The 20,502-nt window shown below is 66.6% G+C and carries 19 protein-coding genes and 2 tRNA genes; 10 read left to right on the forward strand and 11 right to left on the reverse strand.

What is annotated here, in order from left to right:
- Window positions 1–17 precede the first annotated feature (17 nt).
- On the reverse strand, window positions 18–1,256 hold the full coding sequence (locus CFP71_RS21000) for an FAD-dependent oxidoreductase (protein ID WP_167406216.1): 1,239 nt from the start codon (window positions 1,254–1,256) through the stop codon (window positions 18–20).
- Between the two features lie 543 nt (window positions 1,257–1,799).
- Between CFP71_RS21000 and CFP71_RS21005 the strand changes: the two genes are divergently transcribed.
- The 5 genes from CFP71_RS21005 to CFP71_RS21025 all read left to right on the forward strand — a co-directional run bounded on the left by CFP71_RS21005 (window position 1,800) and on the right by CFP71_RS21025 (window position 5,384).
- A complete protein-coding gene (locus CFP71_RS21005) occupies window positions 1,800–2,534 on the forward strand; it encodes an HAD family hydrolase (RefSeq protein WP_167406221.1) in 735 nt (244 codons plus the stop codon).
- Between the two features lie 51 nt (window positions 2,535–2,585).
- Window positions 2,586–2,657, forward strand: a tRNA-Gln gene (locus CFP71_RS21010).
- A 132-nt stretch (window positions 2,658–2,789) separates the two neighbouring features.
- Window positions 2,790–2,862, forward strand: a tRNA-Glu gene (locus tag CFP71_RS21015).
- 1,018 nt (window positions 2,863–3,880) lie between these two features.
- Window positions 3,881–4,153: a hypothetical protein gene (locus tag CFP71_RS21020; protein ID WP_093935567.1), complete on the forward strand. Its 273-nt coding sequence runs from the start codon at window positions 3,881–3,883 to the stop codon at window positions 4,151–4,153.
- Window positions 4,154–4,382: 229 nt separating this feature from the next.
- The gene (locus CFP71_RS21025; RefSeq protein ID WP_093935568.1) at window positions 4,383–5,384 is read left to right on the forward strand and encodes a ferritin-like domain-containing protein; all 1,002 of its coding nucleotides are present in this window, start codon (window positions 4,383–4,385) and stop codon (window positions 5,382–5,384) included.
- 79 nt (window positions 5,385–5,463) lie between these two features.
- On the opposite strand, the gene CFP71_RS21030 is transcribed toward CFP71_RS21025, so the two are convergent.
- A complete protein-coding gene (locus CFP71_RS21030; RefSeq protein WP_093935569.1) occupies window positions 5,464–5,922 on the reverse strand; it encodes an ATP-binding protein in 459 nt (152 codons plus the stop codon).
- A 142-nt stretch (window positions 5,923–6,064) separates the two neighbouring features.
- Window positions 6,065–6,973, reverse strand: coding sequence for an IniB N-terminal domain-containing protein (locus tag CFP71_RS21035; RefSeq protein ID WP_093935570.1), 909 nt, complete (start codon window positions 6,971–6,973; stop codon window positions 6,065–6,067).
- A gap of 220 nt (window positions 6,974–7,193) precedes the next feature.
- Here CFP71_RS21035 and CFP71_RS21040 point away from each other — a divergent pair, with 220 nt between their 5' ends.
- The gene (locus tag CFP71_RS21040; RefSeq protein WP_093935571.1) at window positions 7,194–9,623 is read left to right on the forward strand and encodes a helix-turn-helix transcriptional regulator; all 2,430 of its coding nucleotides are present in this window, start codon (window positions 7,194–7,196) and stop codon (window positions 9,621–9,623) included.
- 59 nt (window positions 9,624–9,682) lie between these two features.
- On the opposite strand, the gene CFP71_RS21045 is transcribed toward CFP71_RS21040, so the two are convergent.
- From CFP71_RS21045 to CFP71_RS45375, 4 genes are all read right to left on the reverse strand, one after another.
- Window positions 9,683–10,837: a PrsW family intramembrane metalloprotease gene (locus tag CFP71_RS21045; protein WP_093935572.1), complete on the reverse strand. Its 1,155-nt coding sequence runs from the start codon at window positions 10,835–10,837 to the stop codon at window positions 9,683–9,685.
- Window positions 10,834–11,466, reverse strand: a complete 633-nt coding sequence (locus CFP71_RS21050; protein ID WP_093935573.1) for a hypothetical protein — start codon at window positions 11,464–11,466, stop codon at window positions 10,834–10,836. The genes CFP71_RS21045 and CFP71_RS21050 overlap by 4 nt, the downstream gene beginning before the upstream one ends.
- A 135-nt stretch (window positions 11,467–11,601) precedes the next feature.
- On the reverse strand, window positions 11,602–11,922 hold the full coding sequence (gene trxA, locus CFP71_RS21055; RefSeq protein WP_093935574.1) for a thioredoxin: 321 nt from the start codon (window positions 11,920–11,922) through the stop codon (window positions 11,602–11,604).
- Window positions 11,923–11,942: 20 nt separating this feature from the next.
- Window positions 11,943–13,700 (reverse strand): cytochrome c biogenesis protein DipZ, encoded by a 1,758-nt coding sequence (locus tag CFP71_RS45375; protein WP_093935575.1) that lies wholly within the window; start codon window positions 13,698–13,700, stop codon window positions 11,943–11,945.
- A gap of 263 nt (window positions 13,701–13,963) precedes the next feature.
- On the opposite strand from CFP71_RS45375, the gene CFP71_RS21065 reads away from it, so the two are divergent.
- The 3 genes from CFP71_RS21065 (at window position 13,964) to CFP71_RS21075 (ending at window position 16,249) form a co-directional block, all read left to right on the forward strand.
- The gene (locus tag CFP71_RS21065) at window positions 13,964–14,626 is read left to right on the forward strand and encodes a fasciclin domain-containing protein (protein ID WP_093935576.1); all 663 of its coding nucleotides are present in this window, start codon (window positions 13,964–13,966) and stop codon (window positions 14,624–14,626) included.
- A gap of 85 nt (window positions 14,627–14,711) precedes the next feature.
- Window positions 14,712–15,245, forward strand: coding sequence for a fasciclin domain-containing protein (locus CFP71_RS21070; RefSeq protein WP_425266631.1), 534 nt, complete (start codon window positions 14,712–14,714; stop codon window positions 15,243–15,245).
- A 149-nt stretch (window positions 15,246–15,394) separates the two neighbouring features.
- Window positions 15,395–16,249, forward strand: a complete 855-nt coding sequence (locus CFP71_RS21075) for an alpha/beta hydrolase (RefSeq protein ID WP_244199763.1) — start codon at window positions 15,395–15,397, stop codon at window positions 16,247–16,249.
- On the opposite strand, the gene CFP71_RS21080 is transcribed toward CFP71_RS21075, so the two are convergent.
- The 4 genes from CFP71_RS21080 to CFP71_RS21095 all read right to left on the reverse strand — a co-directional run bounded on the left by CFP71_RS21080 (window position 16,229) and on the right by CFP71_RS21095 (window position 19,443).
- On the reverse strand, window positions 16,229–16,912 hold the full coding sequence (locus CFP71_RS21080; protein WP_093935577.1) for an SGNH/GDSL hydrolase family protein: 684 nt from the start codon (window positions 16,910–16,912) through the stop codon (window positions 16,229–16,231). The genes CFP71_RS21075 and CFP71_RS21080 overlap by 21 nt on opposite strands.
- A 335-nt stretch (window positions 16,913–17,247) precedes the next feature.
- A complete protein-coding gene (locus CFP71_RS21085) occupies window positions 17,248–18,240 on the reverse strand; it encodes an SAM-dependent methyltransferase (RefSeq protein WP_341866897.1) in 993 nt (330 codons plus the stop codon).
- Window positions 18,241–18,245: 5 nt separating this feature from the next.
- A complete protein-coding gene (locus CFP71_RS21090) occupies window positions 18,246–19,094 on the reverse strand; it encodes a Scr1 family TA system antitoxin-like transcriptional regulator (RefSeq protein ID WP_167406218.1) in 849 nt (282 codons plus the stop codon).
- 139 nt (window positions 19,095–19,233) lie between these two features.
- Window positions 19,234–19,443, reverse strand: coding sequence for a DUF397 domain-containing protein (locus CFP71_RS21095; RefSeq protein ID WP_093935580.1), 210 nt, complete (start codon window positions 19,441–19,443; stop codon window positions 19,234–19,236).
- 850 nt (window positions 19,444–20,293) lie between these two features.
- On the opposite strand from CFP71_RS21095, the gene CFP71_RS21100 reads away from it, so the two are divergent.
- Complete coding sequence (locus CFP71_RS21100; protein WP_093935581.1) at window positions 20,294–20,494, forward strand: hypothetical protein; 201 nt, start codon at window positions 20,294–20,296, stop codon at window positions 20,492–20,494.
- Window positions 20,495–20,502 lie beyond the last annotated feature (8 nt).

Genomic DNA, 20,502 nt, shown 5'->3' on the forward strand with positions numbered 1-20,502 from the left:
TTTCCTAGCGTTCGGGGTCAGTTACCGGCCGGTTCCATCGCCCGCCGCGCGAAGGCCGGGGCGTGCTCGGGCCGCAGCCCCAGGCCCAGCAGCCGTGCCGGGAAATAGGACAGCACCGGGAAGCGGCTGAACAGCTTCACCATCACCGGGGGCGGGCCGTTGCGCTTGCCTTCCATAACCGGCCGCATGATGTTCTTGTGCAGCAGCCGTTGCAACCCCTGCACCAGCATCGTGGGCGCGAGACGGCGTTTGCGGACCTTCGCCAGGTCCGCCACCGACGGCCTGCCCTTCCGCAGCGGCTCCGCGAGCAGGGTGGCGGCCGCGACCGCGTCCTGCACCGCGAGGTTGATGCCGACCCCGCCGACCGGTGACATCGCGTGCGCCGCGTCACCGACGCACAGCAGGCCGTCGAGGTGCCACTTCCGCAGCAGGTTCATCTTGACGTCGAGGAACTTGACGTCGTCGGTCGTTTTCAGCTCATCCACGCGATCCGCGAACTCGGGGCAGACCTCGGCCACGCTCTCCCGGAACCAATCGATGCCCTTGGTGCGCAGGTCGTCGCCCTTCGGGCCCAGGTAGGCGACCTGGAAGTAGCCCTTGCGCGGCAGTGGCACGGCGAAGCGGCGATTCCGCATCTTCGGCGTCAGCCTGCCTTCGAGTTCGCCGTCCTCGCGCGAGATCCGGAACCACCACGCGTCGAACGGGGTGTCGTACTCCTTCGGGATCAGCCCGGCCTCGCGCCGGGCCAGCGACCAGCGGCCGTCGGCGGCGATCACCAGGTCGGCGCGCAGTTCGCCGGTGGTGCCCTCGGCGGTGCGGTAGCGGACCCCGCTCACCCGCCCCTGTTCCATGATCAGCCCGGTCATCTCGGTGCTCTGCCGCAGCGTGAACGTGGGTTCCTTCGCGCCGGCGTCGGCGAGCAGGTCCAGGAAATCCCACTGCGGGACCATCGCGATGTACGGATGCGCCACCTTCAGCCTGGTCAGGTCGGCCAGGCGCATCATCGTGCCGTCCTCGGCGGGGAAGCCCGCGTAGGAGATCTCGCTGTGCGGCAGGCTGAGGAACTTTTCACCGAGGCCCAGCTCGTCGAGCAACGTCAACGTCGACGGGTGCACGGTGTCGCCGCGGAAGTCCCTCAGGAAGTCCTTGTGCTTCTCCAGCACCGTGACCTCGACACCGGCCCTGGCCAGCAGCAACCCGGCGACCATCCCCGCGGGGCCACCGCCGACGACCACGCAGTTCGTGCGTTCGTTCATCCGTCCCACCCCTTCGAAAACCCTTATTCATCACTTGTTGAATAAGGTCAGCATGCACCCGCCCGACCGGCGCGTCAAGCGCCATCCGGGGGGATACGCTGATCGGGCTATGGCCCGGATCTCACCGGTTCGCGTGCTCCCCGGCGGCCGGAAAACACCGTCCAAAAAGGACTCGATTGTCCATGAAGGACAGCGGTCGCGAAGGGGTCCTTGTGGACGGTCGGTACCTTAAGGACGGCAAGGATTTCCGGTGTCGTCACAGGGTGTGCGCGCGCCGAATCGGATCGGGTGCCGGGTATCGACATTTCACCCGGCCGGTCGCGTTAGCCGTTGCCCGGTAACTAAAACACGTCATCTCATCAACTGGGAGTAGAGTGCCCGCGCCGGAACAGAGCAGGCTTTATCACCTCATCGGCAGAGTCGCGATCGCGCTGGGTGCCCTAGCCTCACTTGGTGGATTTCGCTCTCGTGCCCCGGACCTCGTCACGAACCACGCCGGAAGCTCCCGACGGAGCCCCCTGGGAGCCCCCGGAGTTACGGTTGGTGTGCCTCGACATCGATGACACGCTGATCGACTGCACGGCCGCGATCCGGCTCAGCCTTCGGGCGCTCACCGGCCAGAACGACCTTTGGCCCTTGTGGGATCTCATCACCGAAGAGCACGTCGCGCTGGTGGTCGCGGGCGAAATCGATTACGCGACCATGCATCACAAGCGTACTGAATGTTTCCTCGCCGAGATCGGCATTCTCGCCGACGAAGAGCAGGTCAGCGGCTTCGAAAGACGCCGTCGTGAAATCCTCACCCGTTCGTGGCAATTGTTTGAAGATGTCCTCCCTTGCCTGGAATGGCTGCGGGCCGCCGGTGTCCTCGTCGCGGCCGTCACGAACGCCTCGGGCACGCATCAGCGCAAGAAGATCGCCGATCTCGGCCTCGCCCGCTTCTTCGATCACGTGGCCATCGCCGGTGAACTCGGAGTAGCCAAACCGGACCCGGCGATGTTCCACTCGGTCTGCCTCGGCCTCGGCTGCGATCCCGCGCAGGCCGTCCACGTCGGCGACAAACTCGACACCGACGCCATCGGCGCCCGCGACGCCGGCCTGGGCGCCGTCTGGCTCGACCGGGACGGCATCGCCGAGCGCGCCCCAGCGGGCGTCCACACGATCTCCGGCCTCGACGAGCTCCCTGAGCTGCTCGTTTCCGAGTTCGCGAAGCTCGGTGTCCCGGCTCAGCGCGCTACTGAGACCCCCGCTTTCACGGTGCGGAACAGCGTGCTCTAGTATTTCTTCTCGTGCGGTGCTGAGCCGGTCAAGATCGGAACGGCACTTCACTGGGGTATGGTGTAATTGGCAGCACGACTGGTTCTGGTCCAGTTAGTCTAGGTTCGAGTCCTGGTACCCCAGCTGGAGAACTCTCCGGAGTGAAACACAGAGTGACCCCCCTGCGAAGGCGGGAAAACCGGTCTGGTAAGTTTCTCCACAGCAACACAGCAGGAGAACAACTGAAAAACCTCCTCTCGGAGGAGGAAGATCCTAGCCCCCGTCGTCTAGCGGCCTAGGACGCCGGCCTCTCACGCCGGTAGCGTGGGTTCGAATCCCATCGGGGGTACAAGCAGCTACCACGCAAAGAGCGTCGATCATTTTGATCGGCGCTTTTTGCTATTTCGGGAGCTGACATGGCGTCGGTGATCCTTTCTCCTGCTTCCGCAATCGCGGGCACCTGATCTGCTGGCAGTTTAACCCCAATCGTCACTTCGTCGCCGTGGCCGTTCAAATGCACGGTGAGTTGAGTCACTTCGAAGAGCGCCTGAAGAAGGGGCTGCGGTGCTCTGGCCAAGTTGACCCGTAGACAGGGAACAGCGTCCAGGAGGCTCAGGTCCGATGGTGTGGGTGGTGCTGGAGTCTCGGTGTCTTGCGCGCCCAGCTGCGCCACTTCGGCTTGAACGGTGTTCTCGCTCGCTGCCAGTTCGTTGAAACTTTGCCTCAGCGCTTTCGTGAACGGGTCGTCAGGTGCGCCGTCTTGGGCTTGTCGAAGCAGGGCTTCCTAGTTTGCGTTCGATGTCGGTGAGCTGTCGTTGGAGGCGTTCTCTGTTTTCGGTGCGTGCTTGTGCGGCGCTGTCGTCCACAGTGGCCAGGTCGGCTTCCAGAATGGACGTACGGTCAGGGCCGAAGATCGTGTCGGCGAAGAAGCGTTCGACGGCGTCCAGGAGCTTATCTTCGCGGATCCTGACCGCGGTGGGCAGATCGGCATGTGGGTCGGCACTGCCGCAGTTGTTCTTTTGGGACCAGCCAGCAGTGTCACCGGCGCCCTGAGCAGCACGGTGGTGACGTTGTCCATCACGGCGGCTCTCGCCGGAGCCGCAAACGTCGCTCTCGGCCGAGTCGGCAGGTGCGGAGCCTCCGCCGCGGTTCCCGGCGTCAATCCCCCTTGCCTTGTATGAGGAAATCCGGCGGGCCTCAGGAACGGTGCCGGTTGATTTCCTTTGGTGTCACCCACAGGGATGGTCGCTCCGGCTACGGCCCACTCATCGGTTCGGTGGCCACGAATTGTTCATGATCCGGATCAGAGCAGGACTGGTCTGACGAGGGTCGTGTTCGATGTTCGCCCGAGGAAAAGGAGCACGTTTGTGAGCACCATTCGTCGCCGCATCATCGTTGCCGCCGCCTTGCCCGCTGCGGCTTTCGCCCTTCTTCTGTCCGGCGCCGGCGCCGCTTCGGCTGCGCCCGCCGCATCCGCCGTGTCGGCGCCCGCCGACCACGACAACGGCCATGGTCACCACCATCACCACGGACTCGGCCTCAATCTGAATCTCAGCGTCTTGCTGGGCCTGCACGGTCACGGCATCGGCTGGGACGACGACGAGTGCGATGACCATGGTGGTCTTCTGGGCCTCGGCTGATCCAGCTCGATGGGGGCCTCGCGCAATGCTCGTGCGAGGCCCCCATAAGAAATGAGCCTCTGGCCAGGGGCGTCAGTCGATGTGGGGACTGGACCAAGCTGCCTGCCAGGTGGATACGAAAGCAGGCTGTCCGCGAAGTTCAGCCCTGCCGCCGGTGCCTCATGGCCCGGTGGACGGGGTACGCCCGATGTCGTGCGTAGCCAGGACACGGGCGGGAAGGAGATCGTACGTGTTTGGCAAACGCTATGCCGCATCGATGATCAACCGGAGTGCGGAGAATCAGCAGGACCGGCGCCGTTTCCTGCGTGCCGCCGGGGTGACCGGTCTGGGTGTGGTCGGTGCGGGCGCGCTGGGCGGCCTGACCGTTCCCGCCGCGTCCGCGGGCACCGTCCGGCAGGCGGCGGGAGAAGCGGCGGCCGAAGGGGTCAGCGACGGGGCGGTGCTCAATTTCGCGCTCAACCTCGAGTACCTGGAAGCCGAGTTCTATCTGCACGCCGTCACCGGTAAAGGGCTCGCCGACTCGCTCACCACGGGGACCGGCACCCGCGGCGGGGTTACCGGTGGCCGTGCCGTGAAATTCAAGACCAAGGCCGCGAAGCAGTACGCGCAGGAGATCGCCGGGGACGAGAAGGCCCATGTCGAGTTCCTGCGTACCGCGCTCGGATCCGCGGCGGTGAGCCGTCCGGCGATCGACCTGCAGTCCAGTTTCACCGCTGCGGCGCAGGCCGCGGGCCTTGTCCGGAAGGGACAGAGCTTCGACGCGTTCGCGTGCGAGGAGAACTTCCTTTTGGCGGCGTACTTGTTCGAGGACGTCGGCGTCACCGCGTACAAGGGCGCCGCGCCGCTGATCACCAACAAGACCTACCTCGAAGCCGCTGCCGGAATCCTCGCGGTGGAGGCGTACCACGCCGCGAACATCCGCTCCGCGCTTTACCAGCACTCCGGCGGGATTCTCGGGCTCGGTCTGCTCGGCCGTGACCTGCGGGAGGCCAGTGTCAAGCTGTCGAACGCCCGGGACAGTCTCGATGGAAAGACCGATCTCGACCAGGGTGTCGTGGACAACGACGGCCGGGCGAACATCGTGCCGACCGACGCCAACGGCATCGCTTACAGCCGTACTCCGGGCCAGGTCCTCAACATCGTCTATCTGAACCCGAAGGCCGTCACCTCCGGCGGGTTCTTCCCCAAGGGTGTCAACGGTGACGTGAACACCAGCGACCCGAACGGCTGATCACACGTCTGGCCGGTCCGGGTGTACTCCAGACCCGCCCGGGCCGGCCAGGTGAGTCCACAAGAGACACTCGGGTAAGTCAGCGCTCGTAGTACATCCGGGTGGGAACGAGTGCCCACACCACTTTTCCGGTTCCCTCCGGCCGGACGCCCCACTCGAGTGACAGATGTGCGACGAGAAGAAGCCCGTGATAGCCGGGAACCGATCGGCCTTCGGCCCTCGATTGCAGTTCCTCGGTGTCTGGGTCGTCGTCGGTGACCTCGATCAGGACACCGCGGGTCTGCCTGGTGATCCGGAGTTCTCCGGGAGTGGTGTATCGGTAGGCGTTGGCGACCAGTTCGTCGAGTACGAGCAGTACGGCGCCCAAAGGTTCGTTGCCGCGGCCGAATCCCAGGCAGTTGGCCACGGTCGACCGCACGCGGCGTTGTTCGGGGCGCTTCGCCAGGCTGAGGGTGATCTCCGCGGTCCAGGCGACGCGTTTGATCAGGCGGTCGAGTTCGAAGCTGATGTCATCCGGGAATTCTGAGTCCTCGCGCATCCCGCCCCCTGTCGACACCGGTCAACGGGTTTTCGGGACAGCACGGGAATCGGGCGGGCGGCGTCACTCGTTCGGTCGGCACGGGACGACACAGCGGGGCACCGGCTCGGCCGGCGCCCCGCTGTGTCGTGCTCGACGAGGATCAGTCGGTGATGTGCAGGTCGTTGCCGGAGCCGACGGTGAGGTGGCTCAGGTCGGCGGCGATGCCGCCGCCGAGTGCGCCGTTGCCGACATTGCTGACGACGTCGTGGACGTCGTTGACCGAGCCGGCGTGCGAGCCGATGTCCCCGATGTGGTTGGTGACGTCGCCGACGTGGTTGGTGACGTTACCGACGGCCGAGTCGTTCGCGACGTCGTCGAGGTGGGAGGTCACGCCGGACACCTTGCCGGCGATGTCGCCGACGCCGTGGGCGGTCACGTCGCCGATGGTGTGCTCCAGGCCGGTGTTCACGCCCAGCGTGCTGGTGAGGTCGCCGACGGTGGAGCCGACACCCTGGGTGCCGTCGATCGCCGAGTCGAGGCCGGAGACGTCCTGCAGCCCGGAAGTGAGGTTGCCGCCGTCGAGCGCGCCGGTGACGTCGCCACCGGTGACGTTGCCCGCGACATCGCCCACAGCCCCGGTGACCGCGCCTACCGGGGCGACCTCCCCGCCGCCGATGTTGTCGATCTTGCCCGCGAGGTCGCCCGCCGCGGTGAAGGGAGCGGCGACGTTCTGCGTGATGGCGGTCATTCCGCCGACGGCGCCGAGCACGTTGTTCTCGGAGGTGGCGTCGCCGAGGGAGAGGCTCTGGGTGAGGGCCTTGAGCTGCTCGATGGCACCGGCCTGTCCGGTGGTGATCGAGTCGAGGTCGAGGCCGTTCTCGCCACCGAGGGTGTTCGTGGGGGCGTAGTCGAGGACGAGCGGCAGGATCTCGTGCAGGTCCGCGCCCGAAATGTCGCCGAGACCGGCGTCGTTCAGCACCTGCTGCGGGTTGCTCCCGAAAGAGTCGCGAGCCGACGGGTCGTTGAGCAGGTTGAGCGTGAAGTCGTACAGGGACTGCGTGGGGTTCATCGACCAGGCTCTCTGTGGGGACTGTGGTTCCGTGGACGGACCGAAGTTAGGGCGAGTCCCGAGGCCGTGACATCGGGTGCGGCGCCTAAAGGTGATCTCGCGAACCACCGAGGGGGTCTCATCACCCGTTAGGGGATGTCATTCGGATGTGACCGGGGTCTCACTTGGCAACAGGGGGTCATGACGCCCATCTGCCGGGACCGCCGGTCTCGAAATCCTGATGGGTGACCGATTCCGGGGCACCGAGTCCAGGGAGGTGCTCAGCGTCATGGAGGAGCTGCTGCCGTCGCAGCTGAGAGACGTGCTGACCGCGATCGATGCCGACCCGCGGGCACCGGTGCGAGTTGTCCTGTCCGGTCCGCCCGGGTACGGGAAATCGACGGCTTTGGCCGCGGTCGCGCGTCACTATCGTGCTGCCGCCGTCACCGTCGTCTCCCGCGAGGACTTGAAGGAAGGGAAGCCGGCCGCCGATGCGGTGGTCCTGATCGATGACGCCGACACACTCGCGCCCGACGAGCAGGAGGTGTTGATCGATCTGGCGGCCGGGGTGTCCCGGCTCGTGGTCACGCATACTCCCGGCGCGGCGGGATTCGTGGCCGCGGAGCTGCTCACCTCGGTCACCCGGCACGTGCGCCTGCCAGGCTGGACCGTGCAGGACGTGGCCCGGTTCGCGGGCAGGCCGCTCGGCTCCGAGCGAGCGGCGGCCGTCCAGCGCGCGACCGCCGGGGTACCGAGGCTGGTGGCTCGCTGCCTCGCCGCACCCGTCGTCGACGAGTTGATCGACGAATTACGGAGCGAGCTGGATCAGCTCGGCGAACAGGGAACGACCTACCTGATCGTGGCCGGTGTCGCGGGCGGCCGGGACATCGAACTGCTCGCGGTCGCCTTGGGCGGATCCCGAGACGATGTCTCGGCGGTCGTCGACCGGGTCCGGGGCGCGGGGTTGCTCGCCGCCGATGACACCGTGCCGCCAGTGGTGGCGCGGGCGGTGCGTGACCATGTCGGTGTCGATCGGATGCTGACCGTGCTGGTGCGGATGCTCGAAGCCCTGCTCGTCGCGGGGCAGCCGGTTCTGCCGATCGCTCGTGAGCTGCAGCGGCTCGGGGCCGGGGGAGCGGTCGTGAGGGAGGGGCTCGAAGCGGCGGCCGCCGAAGTGGTCCTGGACGACCCTGCCATCGCGGCCGACCTCTACGCGGCGGCGGCGCGAGGTGGCAGTTCACGGACGAGGCTGGCGCCTGCCTGGGCGCGGGCCGCGGTCCTGTCGGGGCGGCTCGACCTCGCGTTGCGGCTAGGTGACGAACTGCTCGGCTCGGCCGACCCCACGGCACGGCATCGTGGCGCGCTCGTGGTGGGGACGGTCATGGCCCGGCGCGGTGATCTCGCCCGCGGAGCGGAACTCCTGCGCTGGTCCGGCGAGCCGGGGGCGCTGCTGCTCGCGGACTTGGCGGGTGTCGCGCTCGGTGAAGTCGCAGCCGAAGAGCAGACCGTCGCCGGGACGCCTGTGCCGGCGTACGGGCATGTCGCCGGACGGTTGCTCGACGGGATCCGCGAGTCCGTCACCGGACGATCCGAGGCCGCGCTGACGACCTTGCTCGCCTCCGCGGACACCGCCGAGGCCACCGGTATGGCACATCTCCTGCCGGATTCCCCCGCCGCGCTCACCGCGACAGTGGCTCTGCACGCGGCCGAGTTCGATCTCGCCCACGGTGTCCTGACCCGCGCGGCCGTCAGCGAGCGGCACGAGCTTCTGCTGGGCTGGACCGCGATGCTCCGCGGCGACCTCGCCACGGCCGAAACACACCGTTCCACCGTGCAAGAGCGGGCCGGTCGGCTGCCACCGCGGGACGAGTTGTTCCTGCGCGCCCTCGAACTCGGACTGGCCCGCCGCGCCGACACTCCGGACGCGACCCGAGGGAGCTGGGCCGGTGCGTACGAGGCGATGATGAGACAGCCGGCGGATCTGTTCTCCTTGCTGCCCTTGGGAGAACTGCTCATCGCGGCGGCACGGGTGGGTGAGGGCTTCCGGGTCGCAGCCCACCGTGAACGGGCCTTCGAACTGCTCACCCGGCTCGGCAGACCCATGTTGTGGTCGGCCTGGCTGGACTGGTCCGTGTTCCACGCCGCCGTCGTCTCCGGTGACCGGCAAGCCGCCCGCGACGCGATCGAGAATCTCACCGGGCACTCCACGAGCGGGCGCCTGGTTCCCGCGTTCGCCGCCGCGGGTGCCCAATGGCTCGCGGTCCTGGACGGGGTCATCGATGTCGAGGCGGTACTGGCCGGAGCGGGGCTGCTCCACCGCGCCGGTCTGAGCTGGGATGCCGCCCGGCTGACCGGGCAGGCCGCGATCCGCGCCACCGACCGGACCGCCATGACGACTTTGCTGCGTGCGGTCAAGCGATTCCCGTCCGCGGTGAGCGGTGTCGCCGAAACCGCGGCGTCCGCTCTCGCTGAGCCACCTGCCCTGACCCCGCGGGAAAGCGACATCGGCCGCCTCGTCGTCGACGGCCATACCTATCGCGAAATCGGCGAGCTACTGCATATTTCCGGGAAGACCGTGGAGCATCACATGGCACGAATACGTGCCAAGCTCGGTGCCCAGGACCGCCGCACGACAACCGCTCTGCTCAGTGGAATTCTCGGCGACGAATAGAGAAAGGACAGCGGTGTCCCGGGAACGAAATCCGGGACACCTTCCGGCGGCGACGGTCTTCAGGACGACCGATCCGGTCCGTTTCGGTCGAGTCGCAGAACTTCGGCCCGGGCGTGCGCGACCCGGCTGGTTTCCCGGCCTTCGGCGTGGGCGATCTCGCGTGCGAGGTCTTCGGCCGCTTCGATCTGGTGCCGGGCGCGACGCCGGTTGTGCCCGCTCTTGCGGAAGTTCTTGCGGTCCTTGCGCAGTCCGCTGACCGCGTCGAGCAGCGCGGGCCCGACCACTCCGGCCTCGGCTTCCGGGCTGAGCAGGTCGCGCATCCAGTTCCGCTCCCGGCGGGCGGCGCGGCGCAGGACCGCGAACAGCGCGACGAGCTCGACGGCCGCGATCACGAACGGCAGCACCACGGTCAGCGGACCGCCGCCGCCGAGGCCGGTCATGTCGTCCCAGGCGAAGTGGAACACCATGGCCATGGCCATGGTCAGCACACCGGGCACCACCCGGCGCTCCCCACGGGTACGGCCCAGCACCCACATCAGCCCGGTGCAGAAGATGGCGCTGAACAGCGCGTGCGACACGATCCCGGACGCGCCGCGGACGAGGAAAATCTGCAGCGACGTGCCGAGCTGGTTCGCGCCGAAGTTCTGGGCGGCGCCGTTGTAGACGTAGAGCACGTCCTCGAACACCTGGAAGCCCAGGCCGATGTACGCGCCGATGATGAAACCGTCGTAAGCGCTGCGGACCAGCCGTGGGGCGAGCCCGATCAGGAGGACGAGCCCGAGCGCCTTGCCCAGCTCTTCGTTGATCGGGGCGCTGAGCCCGGCGGCCCAGCTGTCGGCGAAGGCGGTGCCGCCGACCTTTGCCCAGATCTCCAGCAGTGCGGTGTTGGCAGGGAGCGCGATCCAGAACGTCGCGGCGACGCCGCCCCAGGCGAAGCCCGCCGTGAGGAGTCCACCCGGCTGGGCGGTGTAGCGGTTCTGGTGGCGCAGCACCAGCAACCACGGCACGAGGTACAACGCGAACAGCAGCACGCCGCCGGTCAGGGCCGGGGTGTAGAAACCGCCGGCGCCGAAGTATCGCGCGATCGCCAGCGCGCCGCCGCCGATGCCGAGCAGGTACACCCAGAAAGCCAGGTTGTGCGGCTGGAAGAACCGGAACGGCACGCCCCAGCCCGACTCCTTGATCGCGGCCAGCTGGGCCGCCTTGCCGCTCATCGGGCCGCGCCCGGGGTGATGCCGCGCAGGAACGCCGTCACTTCGTCGCGATAGCGCTCGAACTGGTCTGGCGCGGTGCGTACCCGGACCAGCAGCGCGGGGGCGGTATCGGCGGGCTGCCCGACCTTGAAGGCGACGTCCAGCACGTCGCCGGCCGGGCCGGTGCTTGCCTGGACGACCCCGGTCAGCCCGGCGGCGGTCGTGATGGTGCCGCGCGCTCCGTCGAGACCCGGCGCGTCGCCTTCGGACCGGTCTACCTGGTCGAGGAACGCGTCTGCCGACCCGGTGTAGGAGGCGCCGCGCAGGTCGATGGTCGCGCCGCCGGTGGCCAGGGTGATCTGCAGTGCAGTCGGGCTCGCCGAAGCAGCGGTGCCGGTGAGGGTGCCGCTTTCCAGTTGCCAGCCGACCGGCGGGACCGCCGTCGCACCGGCGCCAAGGTCGAGAACGTCACCCGCTTTGACCTCGTTGTGCCATGGAATCGCGGAGTTCAGCGCGGGCAGCCCGTAGATCAGCACCAACGCCGCGGCGAGCGCTACCAGCGCTGGGGTGAAGGTCCGCCGGTCGAGCCCGAGGAAACGGTGCTCGACCGGCACCCAGCCTTGCGGTATCTCCTGCGCATCACCCGTCACGTGCACCTCTCTCACGCCCTGATCCGGTCGCCACGAACTATAAGAGCGTTCCTGTTCGATTCGCACTTCGTGACGCCCCGGAGCCTGGCCGGCTGCCGCCGAGCTTGAACCCGCCGTGCCACGCTCTGTCTCCGGCTAGAGCCAGGACGCGAGTTTGTCGAGGATCTTCGTCTTCGTGGCGGCGCCGTTGAGGGTGGTGACGGGTTCGCCGTCGACGAACAGGATCATGGTCGGGATCGAGAGAATGCCGTAGTCGCCCGCGATCTCCGGGTTGTCGTCGATGTCGATCTTGACGACGGTGAGCTTGTCGCCGTGTTCGTCGGCGAGCTCGGCGAGCACCGGGGCAAGGGCTTTGCAGGGGCCGCACCAGGGTGCCCAGAAGTCGACCAGTACGGGCTTCTCCTGGTTCAAGACCTCGGCGGGAAACGTGTCCGTGGTGATGGATTCGACGCTCATGGTTCTGCTTTCTCTTGTGCTCAGCCGAAGGTGAAGGAGAACGCCTGGACGCCGGAGCCGACAGTGACGTCGAGCGCCCCGGCTTCGATGTCCTGTGTGGACAGAAGCTGGTACGAGTTCGGGGTGCCGTCGACCTGGATGGTCTTGGTCTGTCCCTTGGCGGTGTAGGTGACGGTTCCCTTGCCTGCCAGGACCATCCGGACTTCTTTGGCGCGGTAGTTGAGCAGGATCTTCCCCTCGGCGCCGGTGGGGGTGATGTTCTGGCTGGTGAGGGTCCAATCGCCGTTGAGGACGAAGGTGTCCGGCGGCTGGGTGGCGGGGTAGGCGAAGGTCTTCGCGCCCGCGGTGTAGTCCTCGGTTCCGGCGAAGTTGACGCGTTTGGTGGAGCCGAGGTAGGTCTCGCGGGTGATGGCGGAAGTGTCCGGGGTGTCGTCGGTGGTGCCGGTGGCGGCGGGGAGCCGGACGCCGGGGTCGGCCTTGGTGAGCAGCTCGCGGATGAGTTTCTCAGTGGTGGCGTAGTCGCCTTCGCCGAATTTGATGTGCCGCACGGTGCCGTCGGCGTCGATCAGGTAGTGCGCGGGCCAGAACCGGTTGCGGTAGTTGGTCCAGGTCGACAGGTTGTTGTCGAGGGCGACCGGGTAGCCGATGCCGAACTTGTCGGCGGCGGCTTTGACGTTGCCGGGTTCCTTTTCGAAGGCGTATTCGGGGGAGTGGACGCCGATGACCTGGAGGCCGGCGTCGCGGTAGGCCTTGTCCCAGGCGGTGACGTGCGGGATGGAGCGCTGGCAGTTGATGCAGGAGTAGGCCCAGAAGTCGAGCAGGACCACCTTGCCGCGCAGTTGTGCCAGGTCGATCGGTGCGTTGCCGGGGGTGTTGAACCACTGCTGGATGTCTTTGATGTCGGGGGCTTTTCCGCAGCTTTCGAGGTCCTTGGCGCCGTCGGTGCAGAGGTCGAGGTCCTTGTTCTGGTCGTTCTCCAGTCCGCCGAGGTTCAGTGCCTTCTTGACTTGCTCGGAGTTGTTGATGTCGTTCTGCAATCCGCTGGTGTAGTCGGGGATGGCCCGCTGGAGCAACGCCGGGAGGTTGAACACCAGCCCGATGGCGAGCGCGATCATCACGATGCCCGCGGTGATCCGGATACCGCGCTGACGTTTGCGGAAGGCCTTCACCCGTTCGGCGACCCGGCGCCCGGCGAGGGCGAAGATCAGCAGCGGGAGCGCGGCGCCGATGGCGAAGGTCGAGGTGAGCACGACGGTGTCGAGGCCGATCTTCCCGGTCGATCCGGCGACCGTGATCGCGGCGAGCACCGGGCCCGCGCACGGTACGTAGACCGCGCCGAGGCCGAGGCCGAGTGCGAAGCCGCCGCGGTTGGCGTCGGGGCGTCGTTGCGGGATCCAGCTGAACGGCTTCTCCAGCAGGTGCTCGAACTTCGGGACGATGAGCCCGATCCCGATCAGTGCCAGCACGATCAGGCCCGCCCAGCGCAGAACATCCTGCGGCAGCCCGAGAATCGACAAGAGCAGCGAGCCGAACAAGGTCACCAGGGTGAAACTGACCACGAGACCCAGGATGATCAGGTAGGGACGCGAGCGCGGGACCTTCGTCTCGACTGGGGCGTCCGCTGTCGCGACGCCCCCGCCGTTCTGTTCCTTGTGGACGGACGGCTTGGCGCTTTGCACGCCGCCGGAAAGGAAAATGACCGGCAACACCGGGAGGATGCACGGAGAAATGCCCGTGACCAATCCCCCGATGAGGCCGATCAAGGCAAGTGTGAGCACGGTCGCTCCCGAGCGGGTCCAGTGGGTTTGGGTGACAGGAGAGATTCGTGCCCCGGGCGCCGGCGGATTGCCACCCTCGTGCTTCGAGTGGTGACGAAGAGTCCACGATCGTGTTCGAAAGGTAACGGAACGGTCTCGATGCTCCGATCGGCCCATCCGGGCCGGTGAAAGCCTCGAAACCAGGATGTTCGCCGCCTCGGGAAAGCGCCGAGGCGCTTCAAGCCCTGTGGGCCGATTCCCTCAGTCATTAGGAGTTACCAGTCATGAAGCGCAGTACTCGCCGCGTCACCCTGGCCACCGGTCTCGCCGCCTTCGCGCTCATGGGCGCGGCGTGCGGCAGTGACAGCGGATCGAACAACGCGGGCAGCACCCCGGCACCGTCGTCCTCCGCCATGCAGCAGCCTTCCTCCAGTGCGATGGCCGACCCGGCCAAGGACCTCGTCGGCCCGGGTTGTGCCGGCTACGCGGAAAAGGTGCCCAGCGGACCGGGTTCCGTCGCGGGTATGGCGGCCGACCCGGTCGCCGTAGCGGCGAGCAACAACCCGCTGCTCAAGACTCTCGTTTCCGCGGTCTCCGGGAAGCTGAACCCCAAGGTGGACCTGGTCTCGACGCTCAACGGCAGCGAGTTCACCGTCTTCGCGCCGGTCGACGACGCGTTCGCGAAGATCGACGCCGCCACCATCGAGAAGCTCAAGACCGACGACGCGCTCCTCAAGAAGATCCTGACCTACCACGTCGTCCCCGGCCAGATCGCGCCCGACAAGATCGTCGGCGACCAGACCTCCGTCGAGAAGGGCGTCGTCAAGGTCACCGGCACCAAGGACGCGCTGAAAGTCAACGACGCCAACGTGATCTGCGGTGGTGTGCACACCGCGAACGCGACCGTGTACCTCATCGACTCGGTCCTGATGCCCCCGGCCGCGTAAGCCACTGTCCACATCGGACGTCGTGGAGGGTGCCTTTCTCGCCGGAGAGAGGCACCCTCCACGACTGGACCACTGGAGCCTGGCTGTGACCAAGGTCCGGGCTCTAGGAGCCGGGTTTCTCGTTGCCGCCATGGCAGCACTCACGGCTTGCGGCAGCGCCTCTGAAGTCGCGGGTCCACCGGGCAGGATCGCGTTGCCTCCGGGATCCGTTCCCGCGGGAGCGGCAGGGCTCACCGGATCCCCGGACGGCTCGACCACGAAGGCGGACATCTTCGGCCCGGCGTGTTCCTCGAAGCCGTCCCGATTTCTCACCGCGGCCGAGTCGGCGGAGCTGCTCGACACCGCGGTCACGGTCTTCGCTCCCGCTGACGAGGCGCTCGGCGACACCGACCCGGAGCCGATCCTGCGCCGCCACGTCATCGGCAAGCGGTACGACGCCAAAGGGCTCGCGGTCGCCGGTTCCGTGCCGAGCCTCGACAGCACCGGTGGCCCGGTGAAGATCGACGGTTTCGGCGAGAACATGACGATCGACGGCGCGAAGATCCTGTGCGGCAACGTTCCCGAGAGGAATGCGACCGTCTTCGTGATCGACAAGGTGTTGAAACCGAAGTCCGCCTGAACTTGTCTTGCGTCCGGGAGCAGGTGGCCCTGGCGCGGGGGAACGCTGATTCGGCAGCGTTCCGCCGGGCGCCGCCGTCGCTGGTTCACTCCATGGCGACGGCGGCGGCCGGCACCCGTCCGAGGACTGTCCGGATCCGAATCCTCCGCATGAGGTTCGGGGACAGGCTCACCGCGATGGTCATGCACGCGTCGGCACGCTGGACCGTGCGGTACGGGGAAACGTTGCGGTTCGCCGGGAGCGATCTGCCGTCGCCGGAGGTCGTTCGTCTCCCGACCCGGCATGGCCGAGTCCGCGTGTACGTGTACCGGCCGCCGAATCCATGCGGTGCGTACGTGCACTTTCACGGCGGAGCCTGGCTGATGCGGTATCCGGCCATGGACGACTGGTGGTGCCGCTATGTCGCGGCCATTGCCGGGGTGACGGTGTACAACGTCGACTTCCGGTGTGGTCCCTACGTCGCGTTCCCGGTGGCGCAGCACCAGTGTTTCGACGCCGCGTCCCGGGTGGCTACTGGAGCACGGGTCGCGGTGGGCGGGTTCTCGTCCGGTGGTGGGCTGGCGGCGGCTGTCTGCCTGCAGGCCCGGGACGAAGGTTCTTGGCGGCCTGCGCTCCAGGTGCTCGGCGTGCCCGCGCTGGATCTCGCGAGCGATCCGGACCCGGCCGCGGGCGGGATGATCTCCCCGGGCCTGCGCGACCTGGTCCGCCGCGTGTACTTCCCGGACCCGTCGACCCGGGGGCACCCGTACGCCTCGCCTCTGCTGGCTCCTGAGCTGACCGGTTTGCCGCGCGCGGTCGTTCTCGTCGGCGAGCACGACGCCTTGCGCGGCGACGGTGACCGGTACGCGGCCCGATTGCGTGAAGCCCAGGTGGACGTCGTATACGACCGGACGCCCGGGGTGGACCACTACTTTCTCACCGATGACCCGGTCCGGGCCCGGACGACCATGGCCTGGGTGGCGGAAGAGATCCGCCGGGCGGTGTCAGGCGCCGCTTCGGAATGACGCCGCCGCGTGCACCGGGCCTTCGAAGATGTCCGCGATCCGGGTGTAGCCGACGTCGTTCGGGTGGAACCAGTCGTCGGCGAGGCTGCCACGCAAGGGTCCCAAGGCGGGGCCACGCATGTCGGCGACGTGGATCCGGCTGCTCGCCGCCGAGGCGTCGAGGAGGGCGTTGACCGCGTTCGCCGCGGCGTTGCCGTGCGGGAGCGTGGCGACCACCGAACGTCCGGCAGGGAGCCGGTCGAGCAGATCGGTGAACCGTTTCTCGACACCTCGGCGGCGGGCGGGGGTCAGCATGTCGTTGGCGCCGACCAGGACCGTCACCAGAGCCGGGGCCGCAGGCAATGTGAGCATGCGGGGGAGCTGGTCGTCCACGACGTCGGCGATCCGGGCGCCGGACGTCGACAGGTTCACCACCGCGAAGCGGTCTGCGAGCCGGGCCTCGAGCCGTGGTACCCAGCCGCCGCTGACGGTCCGGGCTCCGATGCCTTGCGTCATCGAGTCACCGAGAGCGACCCACAACGGCTTACCGGAGGTGAGGGCCTTCTGATTCGCCTCCGACCACGCGTGTGCGAACGGGATCTTCTGAGCGCGGACACGACGGACGCCGGGCAGCACGACCGAGGCCAGGTCGAGCACCCGGCCCGACCAAGTTCGGTCCGCCACCTCGATCTCCCTTCGGGGTCCTTTACCTCTTTCTTCGGTGCACGACAGGCCGCGGATGGGCTCCGCTTTCCGCGAGCGACCGGAGAGGATGGATCCACAAGGCGGTCGGCCGACCTGTCATCGGGTACTCCGGTGGTGGCGCTGGTGAAGTCGACCGAGATCTCACTCGCGACGAACCGACGACACCGGTTGTCGACCACAGCGTCGTCAGCTTCTTCGGCGCCGCACTCATCGCTGTCGCCATCGACTGGCTCAAACGGCCAGGTGTGGAAGGGGCGCGGGCCAGCGGTGCTCGCCCAGGTATCGGACGCGGTCGACAGCGGTTCTCCGTCAGCTTATGGCTTCTGTCCGACGCCGGCCCAGACCACCGCTTCGTTCGACGAATCGAACGACACCGGTCGAGCGGTCGGACCGGTCTCCTCCGGATGCCAGTCCGGCGTCCAGACCCAGCCTGGGTCGATGACCTCGAAATCGTCGAGTAGCGTCGATATCTGTTCACGTGTCCGCAAGATGACGTTGCTGCTGCTGGATTCGTCGTACATTCGTTTAAGTTCGGCCAGGTTCTTGGACGACGCCTCCGGAACGCCCTCGTCTGTCACATGCGATATCGCAAGGTAAGAGCCTCGTGGTAACAAATCTCGGAATCGAGCGACGGATTCGGGACCGATATCGTTGCCGTACCTGTCCGGTTGATGAACGTGGAGGACCGCGATGAGCAACAAGGCGACCGGCTCATTCGGGTCAAGCAGCTGGGTATCGATCGCTTGCCGCCACAACTCGTCCGGATTGCGAAGGTCGCCGGCGACAACGGTCTGCCGGGACGCGTCACCTTCCTGATTCAATAGCATGTTGGCATGAGCGACGGCCACCGGGTCGTTGTCGACGTAGACGACGCGCACATCCGGTGTCGCACCAGCTTCGCGCTGCGCCTCGTCGGCCACTTGGTGCGTGTTGCCCGCGGTAGGGACGCCGGCACCGATGTCGAGGAACTGCCGCACGCCTCGTTTGGTCAAATGTCGGACCACTCGGTTCAGCAATTGCCGGTTGGCCAGGGCGATATTCCTCAAAAGTGGGAATTTTGCCAGCACGCGATCGCCGAAGTCACGGTCTACCGCCCAGTTGGCGGTACCGCCCAAGTAATAGTCGTAGACCCGAGCAACACTCGGGCGATTCAAGTCGACACCTTCTGGTGGAACCGGATCAGACTTTCTCTCGGACACCGGCCGAGCCTCCCCGTCGTCGCCTTCCGGAATATTCTCCGATGTTAGCGAATAAGTGGGATCGCGCTCGTCGAGGGCGGCTTGCTGTTGGGCAGTCGTTACGGGCACGGTCCTCACCAGCGCGAAGCCGAGTCGTGCATCTCAAGGAGAGCGGTTCTGCTGTCGTCGACGCTGAGCGCCTGTCGAAACACCTTGTTCCACTCTCCGATGTGGTACTCGACCTGCTGACGTCCGCGATAGATCCGGGCAGGGCCGCCGCCGTACTCGTGATAGACCATGTCCTTGCCCTGTCCGCCGAGCTTGAGGACCGTCAGGTCGTGGGGCAGGTAAGGCAGGTTCGCCTCGAAGGGCACCAAGTGCACGAAGAGGTGCTCAGCGTAGTCGTCCATCATCCGTCGCAGATGCTGGATCTGCTCGCGGTAAAGCCCTGCCTTCCGGCCGCCGGGAAGCCGATCGAGCGACGACGGGCTGAACAGCGCCCGATACCGTGGCGGCCTGTCGCTCTGGAACAGTGCCTCCCGTTCCCTGCGTGCCTCGAGCACCGACGTGATGTCATAGAGGGCTCCCTCGACTTCGTACTGCTTCATGATGTACGGCTCACACTGGAACAAGTTGGGAAGTCGTTCGCTGTAGCAGCCGAGAATCTCCGCGGCCTCGCGCTCTGTCTCGAGCAGGGTCAGGTAGTCGCGGCTCGCGAGGACACCCGCCACCGGGCCGCCCTTCGCTTGCGCGGCCAGTATCCGGATGCGATCGGCCTCAGCGTCGGATACCTCGTAGAAGCGCAGCAACCGGGTCAAGTCTTGAGGACGGATCGCCACGAGCTCATTCTCGATCTTGTTGATCTTCGGCTGTGTGCAATCCAGAGCCGATGCGGCGCGACTCTGAGACCACCCGATCGCCTCACGAGCCTTCTTCAGGCTCGTGCCGAGCTCTATGCGGGCATTGACGGCCTCCCGTGACACTCCTTCTCCCCATCTCGCCTCATGAAGGAACACCCGCCCCTCGAAGGCCACTGAAAGATGCATTTCCGCCGACCTCTTCCATCGATCGGGTCGTATGAAATGCGTGACCGGGGCGCGTGCGACTGTACGTGACGAGAGCTTAGCGCATGATGCGAGCCAGCAAGGCCGTCCAGGCCTCGCTGCCGAACTCCAGAGTTTCACCGCGAGGATCCTTCGAATCCCGCACCCGGACTCCGGAACGGAGGATTAGCAGCTCCACGCAGTTATGGTGCGGCGTTGAATAGCTGGAGCGCACCCAACGTGCCCGCCCGTCGTTGTCGTCCCTGTGCTCCTGATTGATGTCAGTCATGTCCGAATCAGCCTCCCCCGAGCCTGAGCGTTGCGATTAGTCATATTTCCCGACTATTCCTGCGCGCCTGTCCAGTAGATCACGGCAAGCGGCATACTCGCAGGTAGGGAGCCTGTGGGTCTCGCGGAGTCGCACGCCAGGACGCTGTCATCGGCTGCAATCGGTAGCGTGCGACTAATCGGCGACTCGGCCGAGAGTGGTAGGTGCTGCCAGCTGAACAGAGCAGCATTGCGCTCCCGGAACCACCGCGCGTCGCAACTGAACGTAACGACGCGCCTTAAAGGGTGAACCCATCGGCATTCAGGTAATTCAGTAATGCGGATAATCACGTTTTACGTCGGCGTATTTGCCGAACCTGTCGACCGCGACCGTTCGGCGTTGCGCGGCCACCGTTCAGCGCAAGCGGCTCTCTCGGTCTATCGGAGCAACCAGTCCCCGGCAGACTGGCTAACGAGTCGGAATCCTCCGTACTAACCGAACCGGGGAAGCTTCCGTGAAAACAGAGATCGAATAGGTGCGGCTCCCTGCTCGCGACAGGGAGCCGACTCTGCTGAACTCGCCCCTAGAGAAGAGGAGTTACAGCGTGCCCACTATAGATGGAGCATCGCCGACTAATCCAGACGAAGCGCCGCGCAAGTCACCACACAAGGCGCCCCGCATCACCCTCGTCATCCATGGATCGCCGACCGGACAACGGCCGACGGGCGAGCAAACAGATGACCCGGCAACGGAAGAGAGGCCGGACTCGCGGACGGTGACACCTCCGGGAGCGGCAACGAAGCGCCGCAATGACCGAGGCGGGCGCCATGAACTTGTCGACCCGACGTGGTTCGGGCGGCTCGAACGCCTCTTGCAGTCCTGGCCTCCCACCCTTCGGCTGGCGTTGCTGATCGCCGTCGTGCTGACCGGCACCGCCGCGATAGCTGCCACGCTGGGGATCGGTGGCCAGCTGGCGCTCATCGCGCTCAGCCTGGTCGAACGCCGCAGACTTCGTGACCGCATGACCCGGGGCGGCCGCACCACTCCACCGGGCAAACGCGTCAGGAAGTAGGTGTGTGC

This window comes from Amycolatopsis thailandensis, assembly GCF_002234405.1.
Classification (GTDB): Bacteria; Actinomycetota; Actinomycetes; order Mycobacteriales; family Pseudonocardiaceae; genus Amycolatopsis; species Amycolatopsis thailandensis.